General features: G+C 64.0%; 24 protein-coding genes. 18 read left to right on the top strand and 6 right to left on the bottom strand.

Translation table 11 applies throughout. The annotated features are described in order from the left end of the window. Positions 1 to 2: 2 nt before the first annotated feature. The gene (locus V6F88_RS16035) at positions 3 to 713 is read right to left on the bottom strand and encodes an SAM-dependent methyltransferase (protein ID WP_332610670.1); all 711 of its coding nucleotides are present in this window, start codon (positions 711 to 713) and stop codon (positions 3 to 5) included. Continuing rightward, positions 710 to 1,312, bottom strand: a complete 603-nt coding sequence (locus V6F88_RS16030) for a Maf-like protein (RefSeq protein WP_332610669.1) — start codon at positions 1,310 to 1,312, stop codon at positions 710 to 712. The genes V6F88_RS16035 and V6F88_RS16030 overlap by 4 nt, the downstream gene beginning before the upstream one ends. Positions 1,313 to 1,508: 196 nt before the next feature. On the opposite strand from V6F88_RS16030, the gene V6F88_RS16025 reads away from it, so the two are divergent. The 18 genes from V6F88_RS16025 to V6F88_RS15940 all read left to right on the top strand — a co-directional run bounded on the left by V6F88_RS16025 (position 1,509) and on the right by V6F88_RS15940 (position 18,402). Continuing rightward, entirely contained in the window at positions 1,509 to 2,108 is a 600-nt protein-coding gene (locus V6F88_RS16025; protein ID WP_332610667.1) for a YceD family protein, read from the top strand. Between the two features lie 52 nt (positions 2,109 to 2,160). Further along, positions 2,161 to 2,343, top strand: coding sequence for a 50S ribosomal protein L32 (gene rpmF / locus V6F88_RS16020; protein WP_006218037.1), 183 nt, complete (start codon positions 2,161 to 2,163; stop codon positions 2,341 to 2,343). A gap of 59 nt (positions 2,344 to 2,402) precedes the next feature. Then, a complete protein-coding gene (gene plsX / locus V6F88_RS16015; RefSeq protein ID WP_046802597.1) occupies positions 2,403 to 3,470 on the top strand; it encodes a phosphate acyltransferase PlsX in 1,068 nt (355 codons plus the stop codon). Continuing rightward, positions 3,470 to 4,456, top strand: a complete 987-nt coding sequence (locus V6F88_RS16010; protein WP_046802598.1) for a beta-ketoacyl-ACP synthase III — start codon at positions 3,470 to 3,472, stop codon at positions 4,454 to 4,456. The genes plsX and V6F88_RS16010 overlap by 1 nt, the downstream gene beginning before the upstream one ends. A gap of 94 nt (positions 4,457 to 4,550) precedes the next feature. Beyond that, positions 4,551 to 5,486 (top strand): ACP S-malonyltransferase, encoded by a 936-nt coding sequence (fabD, locus tag V6F88_RS16005; RefSeq protein ID WP_332610665.1) that lies wholly within the window; start codon positions 4,551 to 4,553, stop codon positions 5,484 to 5,486. 4 nt (positions 5,487 to 5,490) lie between these two features. Then, complete coding sequence (gene fabG / locus V6F88_RS16000; RefSeq protein ID WP_332610664.1) at positions 5,491 to 6,240, top strand: 3-oxoacyl-ACP reductase FabG; 750 nt, start codon at positions 5,491 to 5,493, stop codon at positions 6,238 to 6,240. A gap of 215 nt (positions 6,241 to 6,455) precedes the next feature. Further along, the gene (gene acpP, locus V6F88_RS15995) at positions 6,456 to 6,695 is read left to right on the top strand and encodes an acyl carrier protein (protein ID WP_003813816.1); all 240 of its coding nucleotides are present in this window, start codon (positions 6,456 to 6,458) and stop codon (positions 6,693 to 6,695) included. Positions 6,696 to 6,880: 185 nt separating this feature from the next. Further along, positions 6,881 to 8,110, top strand: a complete 1,230-nt coding sequence (gene fabF, locus V6F88_RS15990; protein WP_332610663.1) for a beta-ketoacyl-ACP synthase II — start codon at positions 6,881 to 6,883, stop codon at positions 8,108 to 8,110. 486 nt (positions 8,111 to 8,596) lie between these two features. Then, positions 8,597 to 9,196 (top strand): RNA polymerase sigma factor RpoE, encoded by a 600-nt coding sequence (gene rpoE / locus V6F88_RS15985; protein ID WP_006223829.1) that lies wholly within the window; start codon positions 8,597 to 8,599, stop codon positions 9,194 to 9,196. Positions 9,197 to 9,208: 12 nt separating this feature from the next. Further along, positions 9,209 to 9,724 carry a sigma-E factor negative regulatory protein gene (locus tag V6F88_RS15980; RefSeq protein WP_050727851.1) on the top strand — a complete coding sequence of 172 codons (516 nt, stop codon included), beginning with the start codon at positions 9,209 to 9,211 and terminating at the stop codon, positions 9,722 to 9,724. Then, complete coding sequence (locus V6F88_RS15975; protein ID WP_332610661.1) at positions 9,724 to 10,794, top strand: MucB/RseB C-terminal domain-containing protein; 1,071 nt, start codon at positions 9,724 to 9,726, stop codon at positions 10,792 to 10,794. The genes V6F88_RS15980 and V6F88_RS15975 overlap by 1 nt, the downstream gene beginning before the upstream one ends. Before the next feature lie 46 nt (positions 10,795 to 10,840). Then, positions 10,841 to 12,316, top strand: coding sequence for a DegQ family serine endoprotease (locus V6F88_RS15970; RefSeq protein WP_332610659.1), 1,476 nt, complete (start codon positions 10,841 to 10,843; stop codon positions 12,314 to 12,316). A gap of 228 nt (positions 12,317 to 12,544) precedes the next feature. After that, the gene (gene lepA, locus V6F88_RS15965; protein WP_175129663.1) at positions 12,545 to 14,338 is read left to right on the top strand and encodes a translation elongation factor 4; all 1,794 of its coding nucleotides are present in this window, start codon (positions 12,545 to 12,547) and stop codon (positions 14,336 to 14,338) included. A gap of 23 nt (positions 14,339 to 14,361) precedes the next feature. Beyond that, on the top strand, positions 14,362 to 15,246 hold the full coding sequence (gene lepB / locus V6F88_RS15960) for a signal peptidase I (protein WP_104143027.1): 885 nt from the start codon (positions 14,362 to 14,364) through the stop codon (positions 15,244 to 15,246). Between the two features lie 2 nt (positions 15,247 to 15,248). After that, the gene (gene rnc / locus V6F88_RS15955; RefSeq protein WP_006218051.1) at positions 15,249 to 16,010 is read left to right on the top strand and encodes a ribonuclease III; all 762 of its coding nucleotides are present in this window, start codon (positions 15,249 to 15,251) and stop codon (positions 16,008 to 16,010) included. Further along, positions 16,007 to 16,897, top strand: a complete 891-nt coding sequence (era, locus tag V6F88_RS15950; RefSeq protein WP_046802608.1) for a GTPase Era — start codon at positions 16,007 to 16,009, stop codon at positions 16,895 to 16,897. Before rnc ends, era begins: the two co-directional genes overlap by 4 nt. After that, the gene (recO, locus tag V6F88_RS15945) at positions 16,890 to 17,477 is read left to right on the top strand and encodes a DNA repair protein RecO (RefSeq protein WP_046802609.1); all 588 of its coding nucleotides are present in this window, start codon (positions 16,890 to 16,892) and stop codon (positions 17,475 to 17,477) included. Before era ends, recO begins: the two co-directional genes overlap by 8 nt. A 16-nt stretch (positions 17,478 to 17,493) precedes the next feature. Continuing rightward, on the top strand, positions 17,494 to 18,402 hold the full coding sequence (locus V6F88_RS15940; protein WP_332610654.1) for a LysR family transcriptional regulator: 909 nt from the start codon (positions 17,494 to 17,496) through the stop codon (positions 18,400 to 18,402). 95 nt (positions 18,403 to 18,497) lie between these two features. On the opposite strand, the gene V6F88_RS15935 is transcribed toward V6F88_RS15940, so the two are convergent. The 4 genes from V6F88_RS15935 to V6F88_RS15920 form a co-directional block, all read right to left on the bottom strand. After that, positions 18,498 to 19,598: a pyridoxal-phosphate dependent enzyme gene (locus V6F88_RS15935; RefSeq protein WP_332610653.1), complete on the bottom strand. Its 1,101-nt coding sequence runs from the start codon at positions 19,596 to 19,598 to the stop codon at positions 18,498 to 18,500. A gap of 2 nt (positions 19,599 to 19,600) precedes the next feature. Then, the gene (locus V6F88_RS15930) at positions 19,601 to 20,581 is read right to left on the bottom strand and encodes a succinylglutamate desuccinylase/aspartoacylase domain-containing protein (protein ID WP_332610652.1); all 981 of its coding nucleotides are present in this window, start codon (positions 20,579 to 20,581) and stop codon (positions 19,601 to 19,603) included. A 49-nt stretch (positions 20,582 to 20,630) separates the two neighbouring features. Next, entirely contained in the window at positions 20,631 to 21,587 is a 957-nt protein-coding gene (locus V6F88_RS15925; protein WP_332610651.1) for a Bug family tripartite tricarboxylate transporter substrate binding protein, read from the bottom strand. Between the two features lie 91 nt (positions 21,588 to 21,678). After that, on the bottom strand, positions 21,679 to 23,013 hold the full coding sequence (locus tag V6F88_RS15920; RefSeq protein WP_332610650.1) for an NTP/NDP exchange transporter: 1,335 nt from the start codon (positions 23,011 to 23,013) through the stop codon (positions 21,679 to 21,681).

The following is a 23,013-nucleotide window of genomic DNA, read 5'->3' as shown; positions in this document are numbered from 1 at the left end:
AGTCAGCGGGCCAGATAAAGGAAAAGCGTGGGCAGCTTGTCGAGTTGAGGGGGCGGCAGTTTCTTCCAGTCGGCGACGGTATGCGTGACGACCCATTCGTCCGCGGTGGTGACCGACCGGGCCACGCACAGCTTGGTGTCGCCTTTCAGCGTGGCCAGCAGGGTAGAGAACATGGCGGCGTTGCGATAGGGCGTTTCGATCAGCAACTGCGTCTGGTTGTGCTTGGCGGAGTGCTGCTCCCAGGCTTTCAACTGCTTGGCGCGCTCGGCCGAGTCCACCGGGGCGTAGCCGTGGAAGGCAAAGCGCTGGCCGTCCAGCCCACTGGCCATCAGGCCCAGCAGGATGGACGACGGGCCCACCCACGGCTTGACCGTGATGCCCAGGCGGTGTGCGGCGTCCACGACTTTTGCGCCAGGGTCCGCGACGGCGGGGCAGCCGGCTTCGGACACCAAGCCGATCTCGGCGCCGTGCTTGACGGGTGTGAGCCAGACGTTGATCTGCCCGGCGTCAATTTTGTCCGTCAGGGTGTGAATCGTGATTTCCTGCAGCGGGCGGGTCGTGCCGATCAACTTGAGAAAGGCGCGCGCCGTCTTGGCGTTTTCGGCGATGTAGGTGTCCAGCCGTCCGGCCAGCGCACGCACGTCGGTCGGCAGCCAGCGTTCGGGTGGGGCGTCGCCCAGGCCGACGGGAATCAGGTGCAGGGCGCCGCTCATGCGGGCGCGCCCGGTGCGTCCAGCGGATCCAGGCCGAACTGCGCCAGCATGCGCGTCAGCGCGATCAGCGGCAGCCCGATAATGGCGGTCGGATCATCGCTCTGGATGCTTTCCATCAATGCAATACCCAGGCTTTCCGCCTTGGCGCTGCCTGCGGTATCGTAGGGTTCTTCGGCGCGCAGATAGGCGTCGATGGCGCGGTCCGACAGCTGGCGAAAGTGGCAACGCGTGACGATGTCTGCTTTCTCGATACGCTGGCCGTCCGTAACCGCCAGTGCGCTATGAAATTTCACGATTTGGCCCGACAGGGCGCGCAGTTGCTCCTTCGCGCGGGGGAAGTCGCCCGGTTTTCCGATAGGCTGGCCGTTGATGGTCGCCACCTGATCAGACCCGATGATGATGCTGCCCGGATGGTTCGCCGCCACAGCCATGGCCTTGGCCACCGAGAGCCGCAGGGCCAGCGCTTCGGGCGTTTCGCCGGGTTGTGGCGTTTCGTCCACATCGGGAGAAACGGCGGTAAAGGGCAAGCGCAGGCGCGATAGCAATTCTTTGCGGTATGGCGAGCTGGAAGCGAGGATCAGGCTAGGCTTTGAAGGCATGCGGTATTTGACGTTAAAGCGTAAGTCGCAGTATTATCTAACGTTTTGCGGGATTTTTGCAGCGCAAAGGCGCAAGGTCCGTCTCTGAACGCTGCGGCCTGAGTGCGGTGGCCTGAGAGTGGCCTTAGTGCGGTGGCCTGAGAGTGGCCTTGGTGCAGTGGCCTTAGTGCGGTGGAATCTCGCAAATGCAAAGGATTTGATCATCAAGCGCATCGATGCATTCGCATTTGCCCATAGCGGCAAGCAAGCGCAAGGCACCATACCTCTTGTGCGGTTTACGCGCGCGGTTGAAGGGTTACCCGAACAACCGCCGGGCGATGCCGGGCTTGTGACGTGGTCTGTGCGCGGTGAGATTGGCAAGTCGGGGCTGTTGCTTGGCCGGCCGCTTCTGCATGTACACGTGCAGGCGAATCCGGTGCTGGTGTGCCAGCGGTGCAATGCGCCGTTCGTGTATCCGGTCGATAGCGAAGTCCTCTTGCAGCTGGTTAAGTCTGAAGCCGATCTTGACGATGGTTTTACCAACGGTGATGTCACCGACGGTCATTCCGCCGGCAGCGACGACGAAGACGAAGAAGGAAATGGTTTTGTGTCCAACCAACCCGAAAAGGTGGTGGGTTCACATCATTTTGATCTGCTGGCCCAGGTCGAAGATGAGCTCATTCTGAGCGTTCCGTATGTGCCCAAGCATGATGTATGCCCGGGCGCGCAGGCCAACGTCAGCGAAGTTCCTGAAGAACCCGCTGTCAAGCGTCCGTCGCCGTTTGCGGTGCTGGAACAACTGAAGCACAAAGATTGAGATCAACATCGGGCCGCATCGCGTACAATGCGCCCCGTTTCTAGGAGTCATCATGGCCGTTCAACAAAACAAGAAGTCCCCCTCCAAGCGCGGTATGCACCGTTCGCACGATTTTCTGGTTGCTCCGTCGACCGCTATCGAGCCGAACACCGGTGAAACGCACCTGCGCCACCACATCAGCCCCAACGGCTTCTATCGTGGCCGCAAGGTCCTGAAGACCAAGGCCGACGAATAAGGCCCCCGGGCCGAACTCGTACTCGGACCAATTCGGCTGAACGCTGATACCTGGCACCCGTGATACGCATCGCCATAGACTGTATGGGCGGAGACTTCGGTCTGCCCGTCACGATTCCGGCTGCGATCGAGTTCGCCCGGCAATTTCCGGATACCCGGCTATTGCTGGTCGGGCTTCCCGACGCGATCGAAGCGGCGCTCTCCGAGCACCGCGACGTTGCGCGTGATCGTATGGAAATCGTGGCGGCTTCTGAAGTCGTCACCATGGACGACCCGGTCGAGGTCGCCCTGCGCCGCAAAAAAGACTCCTCCATGCGCCTGGCCGCCCAGTCCGTCAAGGACGGGCGCGCCGACGCCTGCGTTTCCGCGGGCAACACCGGCGCATGGATGGCCATTTCACGCTACGTGCTCAAGACGCTGGACGGCATTGACCGGCCCGCTATCGCCACGTCCATTCCCAACCAGACGGGCCGCGCCACCACGGTGCTGGACCTGGGTGCGAATGTGGACTGCACGGCCGAGCACCTTCTGCAATTCGCCATCATGGGCGCCGCGCTGTCACAGGCCGTCGACCACCGTGAAAGCCCGACCGTGGGCTTGCTCAACATCGGCGAAGAAGTCATCAAGGGCAATGAAGTCGTCAAGGAAGCCGCCGAGCTCCTGCGCGGCAGCCCGCTGAATTTCTACGGCAACGTGGAAGGCAACGACATCTTCAAGGGCACGGTCGACGTCGTGGTCTGCGACGGCTTTGTCGGCAATGTCGTGCTCAAGTCCGTCGAAGGGCTTGCGAAGATGCTGTCCAGCATCATCCACGAAGAGTTCAAACGCAATATCTTCACGTTGCTGGCCGGCGCCATCGCCAAGCCGGTGCTGAACCGTTTGCGCAATCGCGTCGACAACCGCCGTTATAACGGCGCCGCGTTGTTGGGTTTGCGCGGCGTGGTCATCAAGAGCCACGGTTCGGCGGATGTCTACGCCTACGGATTTGCGTTGCAACGAGCCCGCGAAGCCGTAGTGAGTAAACTGCTGGAGCGCACCGCTCAGACGGTCGCTCAGATTACCAAGCGCGTTCAGTCGGAAGAGGGCGCCGCAACGCCTCCCGCGAACGTGGCTGGGGACACCGCTTGATGGATACCGCAATGAAATATTCCGCGATCGCGGGCACCGGCAGCTTCTTGCCGGAACGCGTGGTTTCGAATGACGAACTGGCAGCGGAACTGGCGACGCGCGACATCGCCACGTCCGATGAATGGATCGTCGAGCGCACCGGCATCCGCCAGCGCCATCTTGCCGAGCGTGGCGTCACGACCAGCCAACTCGCCACGGAAGCATCGCGCCGCGCGTTGGCCGATGCGGGCGTGGACGCCTCCGAAGTCGACCTCATCATCGTCGCGACCTCCACCCCCGATTTCGTGTTTCCCAGCACGGCCTGCCTGGTGCAAGCCAACCTGGGCGCCAAGGGATCGGCGGCGTTCGACGTCCAGGCCGTGTGCAGCGGCTTCGTCTACGCGCTGACCACCGCCGACAGCTTCGTGCGCGCCGGCCGCGCCCGTTGCGCGCTGGTGATCGGCGCTGAGGTGTTTTCGCGCATTCTTGACTGGAACGACCGCAGCACGTGCGTGTTGTTCGGCGACGGCGCGGGCGCTGTGGTGCTCAAGGCCTCCGACGAGCCCGGCATCATGGCCGCGCAGTTGCATGCCGACGGCAGCCAGATGAAGATCCTCAGCGCCGCGGGCAACGTGGCCTACGGCGACGTCACCGGCGACCCCTTCTTGCGCATGGATGGGCAAGCGGTGTTCAAGCAGGCCGTCACCGTGCTGGATCGCTCGGCGCGCGACACCTGCGCCGAAGCCGGTATCGAGGTTGCCGACGTCGACTGGCTGATTCCTCACCAGGCCAACGTGCGCATCTTGAACTTCCTGGCACGCAAGCTTGCCGTGCCGGTCGAGAAAGTCGTCATCACCGTTGATAGCCACGCCAATACCTCCGCGGCCAGCGTGCCGCTGGCACTGGATGCCGCGCGCCGTGATGGCCGCGTCAAGCCCGGCCAGCTCATCCTGATGCAAGGCGTGGGCGGTGGATTCACCTGGGGCTCGGTACTCGCTCGCATGTAAGTGCGCGCCCCGGCGGATGGCGCATCGCGCGCCGCCGCCGCGAGGGCACGCCTGACATCCCACACAGATACTGAATCAATCCAACCGGTCAATCATGAAAATTGCTTTTGTCTTTCCCGGCCAAGGGTCGCAAGCTGTCGGCATGCTGGATGCCTGGTCGGGCGTCGCTGCCGTCACGGACACCGTGGCTCGTGCTTCCGAAGCGCTGGGCCAGGACCTGGGCGCGCTGATCGCGCAAGGTCCGGTGGAACAGCTGAACCTGACCACGAACACGCAGCCCGCCATGTTGACGGCCGGCGTGGCGTTCTACGCCGCCTGGATCGCCGCGGGTGGCCGCAAGCCGGACGTCGTCGCCGGCCACAGCCTGGGCGAATATGCCGCGCTGACCGCCGCCGGTTCGCTGGCGCTTGAAGATGCCGTGCGCCTGGTTCGCGTGCGCGCCGATGCCATGCAGGCCGCCGTGCCGGTGGGTACGGGCGCCATGGCCGCCATCCTGGGTCTGGACGACGACGCGGTGCGCAACGCCTGCGCCGCCGCCGCCCAGGGCGAAGTCGTCGAAGCCGTGAATTTCAACGCGCCCGCACAAGTCGTGATCGCCGGCCACAAGGCCGCTGTCGAACGCGCCTGCGAACTCGCCAAGGCCGCCGGCGCCAAGCGCGCGCTGCTGCTGCCGGTGTCCGCGCCTTTCCACTCCAGCCTGCTCAAGCCCGCCGCTGACGTGCTGGCCGGCGCACTGGCAAACGCCGCCGTGTCCGCACCGCAGATGCAGGTCATCAACAACGTTGACGTGGCCTCGCCCACGGAACCGTCCGCTATCCGCGATGCGCTGGTGCGTCAGGCATGGCACCCCGTGCGTTGGGTTGAAACCCTGCGCGCCATGAAGGCGCAAGGCGTCACGCACGTTATCGAATGCGGTCCCGGCAAAGTGCTGGCCGGGCTGACCAAGCGTATCGACCCCGAACTTACCGGCCTGGCCATTACCGATCCCGCTTCGCTTGAAGCCGCGTTGGCCGTCGTTAACGGAAATTAAAGACATGGACAACTCGATCGAACTGCAAGGCAAGATCGCGCTGGTGACCGGCGCCACGCGCGGGATCGGCCGCGCCATTGCCCAGGAATTGGCCTCGCGCGGCGCAACCGTTGTCGGTACCGCTACGTCCGAGTCGGGCGCGGCCGCCATTACCGAAGCGCTGGCGGCGTTTGGCGGCCGAGGTGTGGTCCTGAACGTGACTGACGCCGAAGCCTGCGACGCGCTGATTGACGCGCTGGGCAAGGAAGGCGGCGGTCCGCACATCCTTGTCAATAACGCCGGCATCACGCGCGACACCCTGGCGATGCGCATGAAGGACGACGATTGGTCGGCCGTGCTGGATACCAACTTGACGTCGGTGTTCCGCCTGTCGCGTGCCGTGTTGCGCAGCATGATGAAGGCCCGCTGGGGACGCATCATCAACGTCACGTCGGTCGTTGGTTCCAGCGGCAACGCGGGCCAGGCCAACTACGCCGCCGCCAAGGCTGGCGTGTCGGGCATGTCACGTGCTCTGGCTCGTGAGTTGGGTAGCCGCAACATCACCGTGAACTGCGTCGCGCCGGGTTTCATCGACACCGACATGACGCGCGCGCTGGCTGAGAGCCAGACCACGGCGCTGCTGCAACAGATTCCGCTGGGTCGTTTGGGCTCGCCCGAAGACATCGCCCATGCGGTGGCCTTTTTGTCCGGGCCGCAAGCGGGTTACATTACCGGCACCACCCTGCACGTCAACGGCGGGATGTACATGCAATAAATCACGAATTGCGCGCCAGGCGGCTCAGGCCGTCGCGCCCATGCCGGGCAACCGGCACCAGGCAGCGCGCAGTTCAACCGGAAACGCCGCATACCGATATTCCTGTGCCCTTGGGCGACAGAACCAGTGCGCGGTGTTATTTTTGTCACGGCCAGGCGTTGCTTTCCTCTACGCTTGGCTATAATTCGCGGGATTTTTCCCAATTGGAGATCTGCATGGAAAGCATCGAACAGCGCGTCAAGAAGATCGTCGCTGAACAACTTGGCGTTAACGAAGCCGAGATCAAGAACGAATCCTCCTTCCTTGACGACCTCGGTGCCGATTCGCTCGACATGGTCGAACTGGTCATGGCGCTCGAAGACGAATTCGAGACCGAGATCCCCGACGAAGAGGCCGAAAAGATCACGACCGTGCAACAAGCGATTGACTACATCAATTCGCACGGTAAGCAGTAAGCTCAACCTATATCGTTCCGGTTGCCCGACCTTCGGGCCCAGCCGGGAAACGGGGCGGTTTCAGGAATTTGCCGTGTGGTCCGCGTGCGGGAAGGGCGTTGTAATGCCCGACCCGCTTTCGCGCGGGCCACACGTGCAGCGCATCCCGAAAGCCGCCTTTCTTTTGTCTGTTTGAGGAGTCATCCGTGAAGCGACGTGTCGTCATCACCGGCCTGGGTATTGTTTCTCCCGTTGGAAACGACCTGACCACCGCTTGGGACAATATCGTCAACGGACGTTCTGGCATCAGCCGCATCACCCGTTTCGATCCCTCGGCCATCACCACGCACATTGCTGGCGAAGTCAAAGACTTCGACATCAGCACCTATATCTCGAGCAAAGAAGCCCGCCAGATGGATACGTTCATCCATTACGGCCTGGCCGCGGGGATGCAGGCATGGCGTGATTGCGGTTTGGAAGTCACCGAAGCCAATGCCGAGCGCATTGGTGTCATCGTGGGTTCCGGCATCGGCGGTTTGCCGCGAATTGAAGAAACCCAGGTCGAATACATGGCCAAGGGTCCGCGGCGTATTTCGCCGTTCTTCGTGCCGGGTTCGCTGATCAACCTGATCTCCGGTCATTTGTCCATTGCCTATGGCATGAAGGGTCCCAGCTACGCCGTCGTCTCGGCCTGCACGACCGGTCTGCATTGCATCGGCGACGCAGCGCGCCTGATCGAATACGGCGACGCAGACGTCATGGTTGCAGGCGGTGCGGAATCGACCGTGTCGCCGCTGGGTATCGGCGGGTTTGCCGCCATGCGCGCCTTGTCGACCCGTAACGACGACCCGGAAACGGCATCGCGTCCCTGGGACCGCGACCGCGACGGATTCGTGCTGGGCGAGGGCGCCGGTGTTCTGGTCCTTGAAGAGTACGAGCACGCCAAGAAGCGCGGCGCGCGCATCTATGGCGAATTCGCCGGATACGGCATGAGCTCGGACGCGCACCACATCACGGCTCCGGACAAAGACGGCCCGCGTCGCGGCGTCATCAACGCGCTGCGCAACGGCGGCTTGAACGCGGACGACATCCAGTATGTCAACGCGCACGGCACGTCGACTCCCCTGGGCGACAAGAACGAAACCGACGCGCTGAAGCTGGCGTTCGGCGATCACGCCAAGAAACTGGTGGTGAATTCGACCAAGTCCATGACGGGCCACCTGCTGGGCGCGGCCGGCGGCATCGAAGCCGTGTTCACGACGTTGGCCGTGTACAACCAGGTTTCGCCTCCCACGATCAACATCTTCAATCAAGATCCGGAATGCGATCTGGATTACTGCGCGAACGAAGCGCGGCAGATGAAGATCGACGTCGGCCTGTCCAACTCGTTCGGCTTCGGCGGCACCAACGGCTCCATGGCCGTTCGCCGGGTCTGATTTGGAAGGCTCCGCGGCAGGACGCTGGTCGTTGCGGGTGCCCGTCGGGCGGCCGGCCAATGGCCATGTCCTGTGCGCAATGGCCGGCGCCGTCGCTGCGGCCTGCGCGTCTCTGGCAGCGTTTTGGCAAGGCATGGGCGGCTGGGCATGCCTTGCGCTGCTGCTTGTGCCGGCCGGGCTGTTACACTCGGCACGGAGCGGCCTGTCCCCGGTATCGGCGTTACGTACGGCAACCGGGGCGGGGCGTTGGCAGGTGCGTCAGCCGCAAGGCTGGCAAGACGCGCGGTTGCTGGATCAGCAGCGCGGCCCCCGCTGGCTTACGCTCACTTTGCAGCTTTTGCCCACCGGGAGTACGGTCTTTACAAATAGCACAATCACCCTCACCGTCTGGCAGCGGACGTTGCAACCCGAGTCCTGGCGGCGTCTATGCCTGCTGACGGGCACGGCGCAACGAGCCCCGTCGGCGGCACGCCCGCAGGAGGCGTCATGAGCGAACGCGAAGTCGACGCGGAGTTGGTCGCGCGCGTTCAACGAGGCGATAAAAAGGCGTTCGATCTACTGGTGCTGAAGTACCAGCGCAAGATCCTGCGCCTGCTGGCCCGAATGATCCGCGACCCGTCGGAAATCGAAGACGTGGCCCAGGAAGCTTTCATCAAGGCGTATCGAGCCTTGCCGCAGTTCCGCGGCGAAAGCGCCTTCTACACCTGGTTGTATCGTATCGCCATCAACACGGCGCGCAACTGGCTGGCCTCGCAAGGCCGGCGGCCCAGCGCGCCCAATGCGATAGAAACGGAAGACGGTGAAACTTTTAACGAAACCGACAACCTAACCGATATAAGCACGCCGGAATCCATGGTCGCCAGCCGCGAAATCGCCGAGACGGTGAACGCGGCAATCGAGGAATTGCCCGAAGAATTGCGCACCGCAATTGTCCTGCGTGAAATCGAAGGTATGAGTTACGAAGACATCGCCCAGAGCATGGACTGCCCTATTGGTACGGTGCGCTCCCGCATTTTTCGTGCGCGTGAAGCCATTGCAACCAAATTGCGTCCATTGCTTGGCACCGATGCCGAGCGTCGCTGGTAAGGAGTGGCAGTCATGCAAACAGCAGCCAAGTCCGTTGAAATCGCCGAGTCCTCCTGGGAGGAATCGGTTTCCGCCTGGATGGACGGAGAAGATTCCGACGATATTCTTCCCAGTCTGTTGTCCAAGGAAGGACGTCAGACCTGGGACACCTATCATTTGATCGGTGATTCCCTGCGCAATGCCGATCTGGCATTGACGCCTAGCGCCGCGTTCCAATCGCGATTGGCGCGCGCGTTGGACGCGGAGCTGCCGATTGTGGCGGCGCCCCGGCGCCGCTCGCCGTTGCGGGTTGGTCTGTCCGGCCTGGCCGTGGCGGCCGCGGTTGCCACCGTTGCCTGGGTAGCGCAGCCTTACCTGACCGGCACGCCGGCCACGGAAGTGCGTGTGCTGGCCGATGCCAGCGGCACGCCTGCCTCCGCCACCGCCGCCGATGACGCCGGCCTGCGCGACTACCTTGAGGCCCATCGCCAGATGGCGGGTCCCAGCGCGGTGCGTCAAGTGTCGTTCGACGTCGGAGCGGGACGTTGATGGCGCTGGCGTTACCGACACGTTGGCCGCGCGCAGGTTCCTGGCATGCCCATCGCGCGGGATGGTTCGCCGCTACGCTTCTGACCGCTTTCCTGTCCGCCCATGAGCCGGCGCGTGCCGCCGACGCGGCCCCGGCCACGGACGATGTGGTCCAACTGCTGACCCGCATTCAGCAGGCCGCGCGCAAGCAGGATTACGCGGGCGTCTTCATGTATCAACAAGGCGAGATGATTCAGTCATCGCGCCTGGTGCACGTGCTTGACGGCACCGGCGAGCGCGAGCGCCTTGAGATCCTGGACGGCCAGCCGCGCGAATATCTGCGTCACAACGACGACGTGCAATGCCTGATCCCGGAACGCAAGACGGTGCTGATCGAGCGCCGTCGTGGCGACCGCTTTCCCGGCCTGCTGCTGGGCGACCCCGCCAATCTTTCCGAACACTACAAAATCCGCACCGAGTCCAAGCTGCATCGGGTGGCGGGCCGCGAATGCCGCCTGATCACGATCGAACCGCTGGACAAGCTGCGTTACGGCTACCGCCTGTGCGCCGACGTTGAAACGAATTTGCTGCTGAAGGCGCAAACGCTCAATGCCGCCCGGGGCGTGGTTGAGCAGGTGTCGTTCACGTCGCTGCGCCTGGGTTCCGAGGTGGACCCGCAACAGCTCAGTTCCCGCTGGAGCACGCGCGACTGGAAGGTGCTGGAGCCCTCGATGACCCCGGTGGACCTGATGGCCCAGGGGTGGCGCATCCCCGCGCCCAAGGGCTTCAAGGTCATCCTGCAGGTGGCGCGGTCAATGGGCCGGGGCGCAACGGTCAGCCAGATGGTGCTGTCCGATGGCCTGGCGGCCATCTCGGTGTTTATCGAACCTTATGACAGTGAGCGCGGGCATCATCCGCCGCCGGGGCCCGCGCAGCGTGGCTCCATCACGGTGTATGGCACGCGCATTGCTGATTTCTGGCTGACGGCCGTGGGCGAGGTGCCCGTAGCCACGCTTGAACAGCTAGCGCAAGCGACCGAATACGTGCCGACCGCGGCAACGGCCGCACCGCCGGCCCCCACCCCCAAGTGACGCACGCCACAGCCGCAAGCAGCAAGCAGCAACTTCGGAGTAATTTATGAAAGCAATGACGGTGTCGAACGCTTTTTTCCGGCGCTTTGTGGTGGCCGTGGCGGCGGGCGTATTCATGTCCGCTGCCTATGTGCCCGTTGCGACCGCGCAAACCCCGACGGTGGCGCTGCCCGACTTCACGGGCATTGTTGAAAAGGCGGACCCCGCGGTCGTGAACATCCGCACGACCGCCACCGTGCCGGTGCGAGGCCCTGGCCCCGGCGGCGGCAGCGATCCGTACGAATTGTTCCGCTGGTTCTTCGGCCCTGATCTTCAGCCGCCTGGCGGTGGGCAATCGCCCATGCCGCGCCAGCGTCCGCAGCCGCCCCAGCCCGAGGAACGCACCGTGCCGCGCGGCGTGGGTTCCGGCTTCTTCGTTTCCACCGACGGCTATATCCTGACCAACAACCACGTGGTGGTTGACGCAACGGACATCTACGTCACGCTGACCGACGGCCGCGAGTTCAAGGCCAAGGTGATCGGTACCGACGAACGCACCGACGTGGCGCTCATCAAGATCGAAGCCAAAGACATGATCCCGCTGGTCATTGGCGACCCCAAGAAGTTGAAGAAGGGCCAATGGGTGCTGGCAATCGGCTCGCCGTTCGGACTGGATTCCACGGTGACCTCCGGCATTGTCAGCGCAATCGGCCGCGATACCGGCGAATACCTGCCCTTCATCCAGACCGACGTCGCCGTCAACCCGGGCAACTCGGGTGGGCCGCTGATCAACCTGGACGGCGAAGTGGTCGGCATCAATTCGCAGATCATCTCCCGTAGCGGTGGTTTCATGGGCATCTCGCTGGCCATCCCGATCGACGAAGCCATGCGCGTGGTTGACCAATTGCGCGCCACCGGCAAGGTCACGCGCGGACGCGTCGGCGTGCAGATCGGCGAAGTGGGCAAGGACGTGGCCGAAGCCATCGGCCTGCCCAAGGCCGAAGGCGCGCTGGTCAGCAGCGTGGAAGCCGAAGGCCCCGCCGAACAAGCGGGCGTGCAGCCGGGCGACGTGATCCTGAAGTTCAACAACGAGCCGATCAAGCGCTGGTCCGATCTGCCTCGTATCGTTGGCGAAACCAAGCCCGGCACGCGCGCTGACATGCAAGTGTGGCGCAAGGGCAAGAGCCTGACGCTGTCGGTCAAGGTGGGCGAGATCCCGACCGAGAAGGCGGCCGCCGCGAAGAAAGCGGCGCCGGCGCCCGAAGTGACCAACGCGCTGGGCCTTGGCGTGGTCGATGTGCCGGCCGATGTCCAGAAGAAGCTGCGGATCAAGGGCGGCGTCCAGGTGAAGGTTGCCGAGGGCGCGGCGGCCAAGGCTGGCCTGCAGGAAGGCGACATTGTGTTGGCTCTGAACGACACCGATGTCACTGGCGCCAAGCAGTTCGGCGAACTGGTGGCCAAGCTGGACAAGAGCCGTTCCGCCGGTTTGCTGGTCCGCCGTGGCGAGCAGACTCAGTGGGTCGCGGTGCCTGCATCGAAGTAAGGCAGCTTCGGCCGGTTGGACCGCCTTTTTACCCTGGGGCGGCCCACCGGCAGAAAAATTTGCCCAAGACCGGCTAAAATGGCTGGTTGCCGCAAGAGGGGGCGCTTGGGCGCCCCCTCGTTTTGCCCGGGTTTCGTCCCGTCAGCGCCCCTCTCGTCAGCCGTGTCCTCGCAGGCGGCGGCGTCTTCCGGCTTATTGCCGAGTGTTCCGTCCCTTATAATTTCAAGCATGCAGCATATTCGCAACTTCTCCATCATTGCCCACATCGATCATGGCAAATCGACCTTGGCCGATCGCTTGATCCAGCGCTGCGGCGGATTGGCGGATCGCGAAATGTCGGCGCAGGTGCTCGATTCCATGGAAATCGAACGCGAGCGCGGCATTACCATCAAGGCCCAGACCGCCGCCCTGCATTACAAGGCGAACGACGGCAAGGTCTACAACCTGAACCTGATCGACACCCCGGGGCACGTGGACTTCTCGTACGAAGTCAGCCGCTCGCTGTCGGCATGCGAAGGCGCGCTGCTGGTGGTGGATGCGTCGCAAGGCGTGGAAGCGCAAACGGTCGCCAACTGCTACACGGCCATCGAACTGGGCGTGGAAGTGGTGCCCGTCCTGAACAAGATGGACTTGCCCCAGGCCGATCCCGAGGGCGCGCGCCAGGAAGTGGAAGACGTCATCGGCATCGATGCATCGGAAGCTGTGCTGGCCAGCGCCAAGACGGGCATGGGCATTGACGAAATTCTGGAAACCATCGTGGCCCGCGTGCCGGCGCCCAAGGGCGACCCGGAAGCGCCGTTGCAAGCGCTGATTATCGACTCGTGGTTCGATAACTACGTGGGCGTGGTCATGCTAGTGCGCATCATCAATGGCGTGCTCAAGCCCAAGGACAAGATCCTGCTGATGGCGTCCGGCGCCACCCACCTGTGCGAGCAGACCGGTGTGTTCACGCCGAAGTCGCAGCAGCGCCCGCATCTGTCGGCGGGCGAGGTCGGCTTCATCATCGCCGGCATCAAGCAGCTGGAAGACGCCAAGGTCGGCGACACGGTCACGCTGGCCAACAAGCCCGCGCCGTCCGCGCTGCCCGGTTTCAAGGAAGTGAAGCCCCAGGTGTTCGCCGGGCTGTATCCGGTCGAAAGCTCTGAATACGACCAGCTGCGTGATTCGCTCGACAAGCTCAAGCTGAACGACGCCGCGCTGATGTTCGAACCCGAAGTCTCGCAAGCGCTGGGCTTTGGCTTCCGCTGCGGCTTCCTGGGCCTGCTGCACATGGAAATCGTGCAAGAGCGCCTGGAACGCGAATTCGACATGGACATCATCACGACCGCGCCGTCGGTGGTGTATGAAGTCGAGCAGCGCGATGGCTCCGTGATTACCGTGGAAAGCCCGTCGCGCATGCCCGAAGTGGGCAAGATCCAGGACATTCGCGAACCCATCGTGAAGGTCACGCTGTTCATGCCGCAGGACTATGTCGGGCCCGTGATGACGCTGTGCAATAACAAGCGCGGTTCGCAGGTCAACATGAGCTACCACGGCCGCCAGGTGCACCTGGTGTACGAGATTCCGCTGGCCGAAATCGTGCTGGATTTCTTCGACAAGCTGAAGTCGGTGTCGCGCGGCTACGCCTCGATGGACTACGAATTCCTGGAATACCGTTCGGCCGACGTCGTGCGTGTGGACCTGCTGATCAACAACGACCGCGTCGACGCGCTGGCCGTGATCGTCCACCGCAGCAACGCGCGCCATCGCGCCCGCGACGTCGTGACCCGCATGCGCGGGCTGATTCCGCGCCAGATGTTCGACGTAGTGATCCAGGCCGCGATCGGCGCCGAAATCATCGCCCGCGAAAACGTCAAGGCGTTGCGCAAGAACGTGCTGGCCAAGTGCTATGGCGGCGACATCTCGCGCAAGAAGAAGCTGCTTGAAAAGCAGAAGGCCGGCAAGAAGCGCATGAAGCAGGTGGGTAGCGTTGAGATTCCGCAGGAGGCGTTCCTGGCCATCCTGCAAGTGGAAGACAAGTAGAACCAAAAGAAGGCGGTTAGCTGATGAGTTGGAACTTTGCCCTGATCCTGTTTGTTCTGCTGGTCTTGACCGGCATTATCTGGGTGCTTGATCTGGCAGTGCTGCGGCGTGGCCGTGAAGCGCGGGCCCAAGCGGCAATGGCGCAGTACGATGCGGCCCTGATCGGGGACGCCCAGGAAGCCGAACGCCTGCGCCGCGAAGCCGGTGACGTGGCGCGCCGCGTGCCCTGGTGGGTTGAATACGCCGTCAGCTTTTTTCCCGTCATCCTGTTCGTGTTCATGCTGCGTTCGTTCGTGGTCGAGCCGTTCCGGATTCCGTCGGGCTCGATGCTGCCGACGCTGCAGTCCGGCGACCTGATCTTGGTGAACAAGTTCAGCTATGGCTTGCGTCTGCCCGTGATCGACAAGAAGGTCGTGGACATCGGCAAGCCCCAGCGCGGCGATGTTTTCGTGTTCCGTTATCCCGTGGATCCGGACGTGGACTACATCAAGCGCGTGGTCGGCCTGCCCGGCGACGAGATCGCTTATCTGGACAAAAAGCTGTATGTGAACGGCACGCTGGTGCCTCACGTTCGCGACGGCGACTACTTCGAACCGGATCGTGTGTCGTATATCGCACAATATAAAGAGAAGTTGGGCGACGTTGAGCACAAGATCCTGCTAGATGAGAACAAGCCGCAGGATTATTCGCCCATGTGGCAATTTCCTCACCGTGAAAACTGCCAATACAGCCGCAATGGGGTACGCTGCAAAGTACCCGAAGGCAGTTATTTCGCCATGGGCGATAATCGGGACAACAGCGCGGACAGCCGTTATTGGGGCTTCGTACCTGAAGCCAATATCGTCGGACGCGCGTTCTTCATCTGGATGAATTTCAGCGATCTCAGCCGCATCGGCCGGTTCAACTGATTATGTCGCTAGCCACGCTAGAAAACCGCCTGGATCACCACTTCGGTGATCCAGCCTTGCTTGAACAGGCACTGACGCATCGCAGTCACGGTGCGCGCCACAACGAGCGCTTGGAATTCCTTGGGGATTCCGTGCTGAACTTCGTCGTGGCGGCGATGCTGTTTGAACGCTATTCCAAAATCGACGAAGGCGATCTGTCGCGGCTGCGGGCCAACCTGGTCAAGCAGGCCTCGCTGGCGGACATCGCCCAACGCCTGGAACTGTCGCAGTATCTGCGGCTGGGCGAAGGCGAATTGAAAAGCGGCGGGTTCCGCCGGCCATCGATTCTTGCGGACACGGTCGAGGCGCTGTTTGGCGCCGTCTTCCTGGACGCGGGCTTTGACGCCGCGCGCCGCGTGATCGTGCGCCAGTACCAACCGGTGCTGGCCTCGGTTGACCCTAAAACGCTGGGCAAGGACGCCAAGACCTTGCTGCAGGAATTCCTGCAAGGCCGCAAGCTGGCGCTGCCCCTGTACACGGTGGTGGCCACGCATGGCGCGGCCCACAGCCAGCAGTTCGAAGTCGAGTGCGCCATCCCGGCGCTCGAGATCAAGGTTACGGCGCCCGGCGCCAGCCGCCGTGCCGCCGAGCAATCGGCGGCCAAGCTGGCTTTGGAGGCTGCGCTGGCTATCAGCCCCGCCACCAAGGCTGCCCGCAAGTCGGGCAAGGCGCGCAAAACCGCGCAATTGTCGCTGCCCGTGGCAGTGGCTCAAGAGACTAAATGAGCGATACCCCTTTTCGTACCGGCTTTGTTGCCATCGTTGGCCGTCCCAATGTGGGCAAGTCCACGCTGACCAATGCCCTGATCGGTTCCAAGATTTCCATCGTGTCGCGCAAGGCGCAGACTACGCGCCACCGTATCCACGGCGTGCTGACTCGCGAGCACGAACAGTTCGTTTTCGTTGATACCCCGGGTTTCCAGACGCGTCATGGCGGCGCCATGAACCGCATGATGAACCGCGTGGTGACGCAGGCCCTGGCCGACGTCGACGTGGTGGTGCACGTGGTGGAAGCCGGCAAATGGTCCGAAGGCGATGCGAAGCTGTTGCCGCTGTTGCCGAACCCGGAACGCACCATTCTGGTCGTCTCCAAGATCGACCAAATGAAGAATCGCGACGACCTGTTCGCGTTCGTCTCCAAGATCATGGCGCTGCACCCCTTTGGCGCCGTGGTGCCCGTCAGCGCCACCAAGAAGCAGCAGCTGGACCAGTTGCTGGAAGAAATCGCCACGCGCCTGCCGGAAGGCGAGGCGATGTTCGAAGAAGACACCCTGACCGACCGCCCCATGCGCTTCATCGCCGCCGAACTGGTACGCGAGAAGATCTTCCGCCTGGTGGGCGACGAACTGCCCTACGGCTGTACCGTTGTCATCGAACAATGGGAAGAAACCGCCAAGGGCGCCAGCATCAATGCCTGCGTGGTGGTCGAACGCGACAGCCACAAGCCCATCTTGCTAGGCGCGGGCGGCATGCACATGAAGCGCATCGCCACGGAGGCGCGGCAAGACATCGCCAAGCTGCTGGACAAGCCCGTGCACCTGGAGGTTTATATCAAGGTGCGCAAGGGCTGGTCCGACCGCGAGGGTGCGCTCCGCGATCTGGGTTATGAGTAGACGGGCGCCTCGCGTCCAGGACCGCCCGGGTTTTATGTTGCACGCCACCGCGTGGCGTGAAACCTCCCTTATTGTTCAGACTTTCTCCCGCGACCATGGCTGTGTCGCCATGGTCGCCAAGGGCGCCAAGCGCCCTTATTCGGTACTGCGTCCCGTGTTGTCGGCCTTTCAGCCCTTGCTGCTGTCCTGGACCGGCAATGGCGAAGTCAAGACACTGACGCGTGCCGAAATCGCGGGCATCCGGCCGTTGACCGGCACCGCGCTGATGTCCGCCTGGTACATGAACGAGCTACTGCTGCGCTTGCTGCCACGCGAAGACGCCCACCCCTTGCTGTTCGACGCCTACGACATGGCGTTGCAGCAGCTGTCCAACGGTACCCGTGCCGCCGGCGCGCTGCGCCGCTTTGAATGGACGCTGCTGCGCGAAACGGGTTATGGCGTGGACGAACAAGCGCCCGATTTCGACGACACCACAATCGAACCCGCGTTGCGGCGCGACCTGCGCGAACGCCTGGCCGAGATCCTGGCCGGCCGCCCGTTGTCGACCCGCCGCGTCCTGATGGACCTGCAACGCATCTAGCGCGCGGCGCGCCACCATGACCTTCACGCTAAAACAGGTCGAGACCTTTCGCACCGTCTATGAAACGGAAAGCGTGACGGCTGCCGCCCGGCGGTTGGATGTGTCGCCCGCGACGGTCAGCGCCACCTTGGCCGCGCTGGAAACCAGCATTGAACTGCGCCTGTTCGAACGCGTGCGCCAGCGCATGCAGCGCACGCCCGAAGCCACCTTGCTGTACGAAGAAATCCGCCGCCTGAATGTCGGCCTGGAAAGCCTGGGCCGCAAGATCCGGGCCATACGCGGCGCCGCGCAGCCCCGGCTGCGCATCGGCTGCATCCATGCCTACGGCGGGGCGATCGTCAGCGAGTCGATCTCACGCTTTCGTACCCGCTACCCGGACACGCCGCTGTACCTGCAAATCCGCGACTCCAATACCTTGCGCGACATGGTGGTATCGGGCGAGCTGGACCTGGCGGTGGTGGCGGACGAATCCGAACTGGAAGGCCTGCGCGGCCATCGGCTGGCCAGCTTGCGCGCGGTAGCGGTGTTTCCCGCCGGGCACGCGCTGGCGCGCCTGGAACAGGTGGACGTTGCCCAGCTGGCCGACGTCGATGTGATTGCGTTGAACGCCGAGGACGGCTCGCGCAAGCGCCTGGATACGCTGTTGCGGCAAGCCGGCCACAGCCTGAAGGTGGCGATTGAAACCCCGTATTCCAGCACCGTCTGCCAATTGGCGTTGGCCGGGCATGGGGTCGGCATCGCCAACCCCGCCACGGCCGTGGGCATGGAAGCCGCGGGCCTGTGTTATCGCCCGCTGACGGCACCCGTGCATTTTGAATGCCACATGATCCTGCATGGCAGCCGGCCCTTGTCCGAGGCCGGGAAGTTCTGGGCTACCTGCCTGCGCGGCGCGCTGGCCCCGCTGGTGGATCGGTTCGGCGTTTGATTTGACGTCGGGGTCGCCCGGCAAGTCGGCCTGGGCGCTTGGCCGATGCCTCCTGCTCCGTAGCGGCCCAAGGTCAATCCGGCCACTGCGTGCCGTCAGCCCCGGCGCCCGTCCGACGTCAACATCAACACCACTGACGATTCAGCGTCCAGTACGCCTGAACGACGTAGCTGGGACACCGCCGCCAATGCCGCGGCGGATGACAGTTCGGTGCTGATGCCCCGGCGCTCAAGCCGGTGCTGCGCGGCGGCGGCAGCGGTATCGGACACTTCCACCGGGGTGCCGCCCGAGCGGGCCAAGGCTTCCAGCGATTGCAAGGTGCAGGTGCCGCCCGCGATGGAATATTGCTGGGTGGCGCCTTCCCACAGGCCGCGCGCATCGCCCGTGGCGCGAGCACGCGACAGGCGTGCATAGGGCTCGACGGCGTGCAGGCGAGGCAGGCGCGCGATGCGTCCGCTTTGCAGCAAATGCTGCCAACCCAGCAAGATGCCCCACAGCAGATCGCCTCGCGCGGTGGGCACGATGATGTCGGTATGCGTGGCGCAAACGTTCAGGATTTCGGTGGCGATGGGCTTGTAGCCTTCGACGCCATAGGGGTGCGTGCCGACGGGCGGATTCAGATAATTGGTGCCCGCGAACGCGCCGTGATTGCGGCACAGGTCCTCGACGTAGGGCCAGCGCGCCAGGCTGTCCTCGAACGCACGAAGGCGGGCGCCGAAGCGTTCCATGGCTTCGCGCTGCAAGGGCGGGCAGTTCTGGGTGATGGCAATATCCGCCTGCAAGCCCGCGGCGGCGCAGTAGGCCGCAATCGACACCCCGGCGTTACCGCTGGAAGCCGCCGCCACCCGCGTCGCGCCGGCCAGCACGGCCCGCGATATCAACTGGGCCGCCATGCGGTCCTTGTGGCTGCCGGTGGGGTTGGCGCTCTCGCACTTAAGCCACAGCTTGCCGACACCTTCGGCGTCGGCAAGGTCGGACGCTTCCAGGCAAGGCGTATCGCCTTCGCCCAAGGTCACCGCTTGAAGCACGGGCAATGGCATGGCGTTGCCGCTTTCCGCGTCGTCGTAGCGGCATTCCAGCGTGGCGGGGTGGCTGGCGGCAAGGCAGCTAGGGCAGCCTTCGGCGTAGTCGCCGGGTGCCCACAGGCTGGCGCAGCGGATGCAGCGCAGGTGGGTCAATCTTGGGTTCATCTGCATAGTCAGTATTTTGACGCTAGGGAGTCCAGGGGTAGGGCGGGGGCCACTTGCAGCAGGCAGTCGCCGTCGTCGCTGCGCGCGATGGCGCGCAGGCAAACCACCGTGCCGGCTTGCGGCGCGTACAGCGGCCTTGCGGGAACATCCGGGCGCGCGGGTTCGACCAGGCGGCCGATCATCTGGTCCGCCGTCACCGCCTGCCCCAGGTCGACGCCGGGCACGAACACGCCCGGTGCGCCCGCGCGCAGCGTGGCGGCCGGCGCGTCCAGGTCATAGAGGCGGATGTCCCGATTGGCCGGAACAGGGTGGTTGGGCAATAGCCCCAGTTCGACAAGGCAGCCCAGCAAGCCATCCCGGCAGCCGTCAACCAGGGCGCCGCGAGTCTGCCTGCCCCCGCCGATTTCGGCGCTTAGGCGCAGCACGCCGTGGCGGCTGGCGGAGGCGGGCATTGAACCTGCCTCGTTGCCGCGAAAAAACACACAGTCGGGAAAGCCGAACGCGCGGGCCAGGGCCGGCAGGCGCTCGTCATAGGCGTCGTTGCCATAACGCGTGATCACCGACGACGGCAGGTAACACAGCGAGGCGCCGCCGCTGTGCACGTCGATCATGGCCTGGATGCGGGGCAGCAGCCGTGCTTCCAGGGCCGCCGCCACGCTTTCGGTGTAGCCGCGCGCCGGTGCGCCCAGGAACGCGCGATTCAGGTTGCCGCCGTCGCTGGGCGACAGACGCGTGCCGGCCAGCGAGGCCTCGGCATTGACAGCCGGCAGCAGGTACACCGTGCCATGTTGCAGCATGCCGGGCAGTTGCTGCCACAGGTCGAGGATGGCGGCCTGGCCTTCCCATTCATCGCCATGCACACCGGCAATCAAGGCCACGGCGGGGCCTGGTCCGGCCTCGATACGCAGCACCGGCACGGTGACGCGGCGGTAGGCCGAGTCATTGGTCGCGGCGGCAACAGAGAAGTCTTCCCGGCTTACGCGGACCATGCTTTGGCTCCGGGGATGTCGGTGGCTCCGGTGGCTGGGCGCGCGCCGATCAATCCAGCGTGGCGGCCTTGATGATGCTCTCCCATTTGGGCAGCTCCTTGCGAATTTGGGTTTGGACGTCTTGCGGCGTGCCGCCCAGCGGCTCTTGCGAACGGCTGCGCAGTTCCTTCGCGACGTTGTCCGATTGCAGTGCCTTGTTCATTGCGTCGTTCAATCGATTGACCACGGCGGCGGGCGTGCCGGCGGGCGCGATCAGCGCGCTCCAGGCAGATTGCTCGTAAGCCGGATACCCTTGTTCGGCCACCGTCGGCACATCGGGGTTGGATGCCGCGCGGGACTTGGTGGTGACGGCCAATGCGCGCAGGCGGCCGTCTTTCAAGTTGCCGATCAAGGGCGGCAGGTTTTCCATCATGCTGTCCACGTGGCCGCCCAACAGATCCGACAACTGCGCGGCTGTCGCCTTGTACGGGATCTGGCGCACGGCGGCGCCTGTCTGGGCGATGAACAGCTTGACGCCAACTTCACTGGTTGTGCCGGGGTCGGCGGATGTCATGGTCAGGCGATCCGGCTGGGCGCGGCTGGCCTCAATAAAGCTCTTCAAGTCGCGATAGGGCGACGCGGCGTTGACGACGATCACATTGGGCGTTTCGGCCACCAGACCAATCGGCGTCACGTCGCGGTCCAGGTTGTAAAGCTGCTGCTTGAACAGGAAACGATGCAACACCAGCGTGCCGACGTGCGCGTAGCCGATGGTGTAGCCGTCGGCGGGGGCGCGGACCACGGCCTGCGTGCCGATGCGGCCGCCCGCGCCGACGCGGTTTTCCACCACGACGGGTTGGCCCAGCTGTCGGCTCATTTCCTGCCCGATCAAGCGTGCGGTGATGTCGGCGTTGCCCCCGGCGGCGGCAGGCACGATCAGCGTGATCGCGCGTTCGGGATAGTCGGCTTGCGCGGTGGTTGCGGCAAGCGATAGCAACAGGGCGGCAAGGCGGGCGGTGCGTTTCATGACGGTTCCCCAGGACGTTGAGAGCTGCGCCATTGTGCGCGGCAGGCCCGAAGAATCCGTTTGCTTCAATAACATGGATGTTCAAGAAAACCTAAGGGCTGAGTTTTTTGTCGTCGTCCTTGTCGTTGTCTTGCCCTTTGCCTTGCCTAGGCCCGGCATCCGCCCGCTGGCCCAGCCCATAGCCCACGGCGGCCGCGCCCAGCGCCACCGCCGCGCCCAACAGGGCAATCAGCACCGCACCATGTCCCAGCATGTCGACGCCGGCCTTGACCCATCCGCTGGCCGCGTCGCCGCCCCGGTAGACGACCGTATCGATGACGTTCTTGGTTTTGTATTTGTCTTCAGCAGGCACCGCCGTGAACAGCATTTCGCGGCCCGGCCGGATCAGCGCATATTCGCCGGCACGGCGCAGGACCATCGCGGCGGCCAGGACGCCGAAGACCGGAAACGCGGCAAGGAAAAGGAATGACAGCCCCACCGCCAGCGGCACCGCCGTCAACAGAAAGCGCAAGCCCAGCCGGGCGGCCACGCGCCCCGTGATGAACACCTGCGACAGCAGCGCCAACGTCTGCACGGTGACGTCCAGCGCGCTGAACACGCGGATGCGCTGCGCGGTGTCGGGAAAGGTGTCGGCAACCAGGCGCGCCTGTTCCATGTACAGAAAGGTGTTCAGCGTGGCCAGCAACACCACCAGCAGCGAGATGCCAAGCAGATAGCGCGACTGGAAAATGCGCAGGATGCCGGCCAGCAGCGCGCCTTCAATGGGACGCTGCATGTCGTCCAGCCCTGTCTCGGGCCGTGTGGCGGCCCGCCAGCGCAACAGCCATTGTTTGAGCGGCAGCGTGGCGGTCAGCAGCAGCGCGGATAACAGCAGCAGGCCCGCCGGGCCCAGCGCGCCGGCCAGCAGGGCGCCCAGCAACGGGCCGCATAGCCCGCCCGCGCTGGCGCCGGCGGCAATCAACGCGAAGAGGCGTTTGGCGGAGTCCATCCGGAACACGTCCGCCATCAGGCTCCAGGCGATCGACACCACGAACAGGTTGAACACCGACAACCACACGTAGAACGCGCGCGCCGCCCAGACGCTGCCGGGTTGCAGGTACAACAGCGCCGCGAAGCCCACCATGGTCAACGCAAAAATGCTGTACACCCAGGTCAGCAAGGTGGCGCGCCGGACGCGGGCGGACAGGGCGCCAAACAACGGCACGACCGCCAGCGTGGCGACAAAGGTGGCGGTGAACAGCCATTGCAGCTGATTGACGCCCGCTTGGATCCCCATGGTTTCGCGGATAGGTCGCAGCATGAAATAGCCGCAGAACAAAAAGAAAAAGAACGCGAAGCCGCAGGCCGCCGGGGCGATGTCGGTTTGGTGGATGCCCAGCGTCTGCGCGATGCGCGCGCGCGCGGACTCAAGCCCGGCCCAGGCCAT

Source organism: Achromobacter sp. ESBL13 (assembly GCF_036668755.1).
Classification (GTDB): Bacteria; Pseudomonadota; Gammaproteobacteria; order Burkholderiales; family Burkholderiaceae_B; genus Achromobacter.
This window is presented reverse-complemented; position numbering and strand designations above follow the sequence as displayed.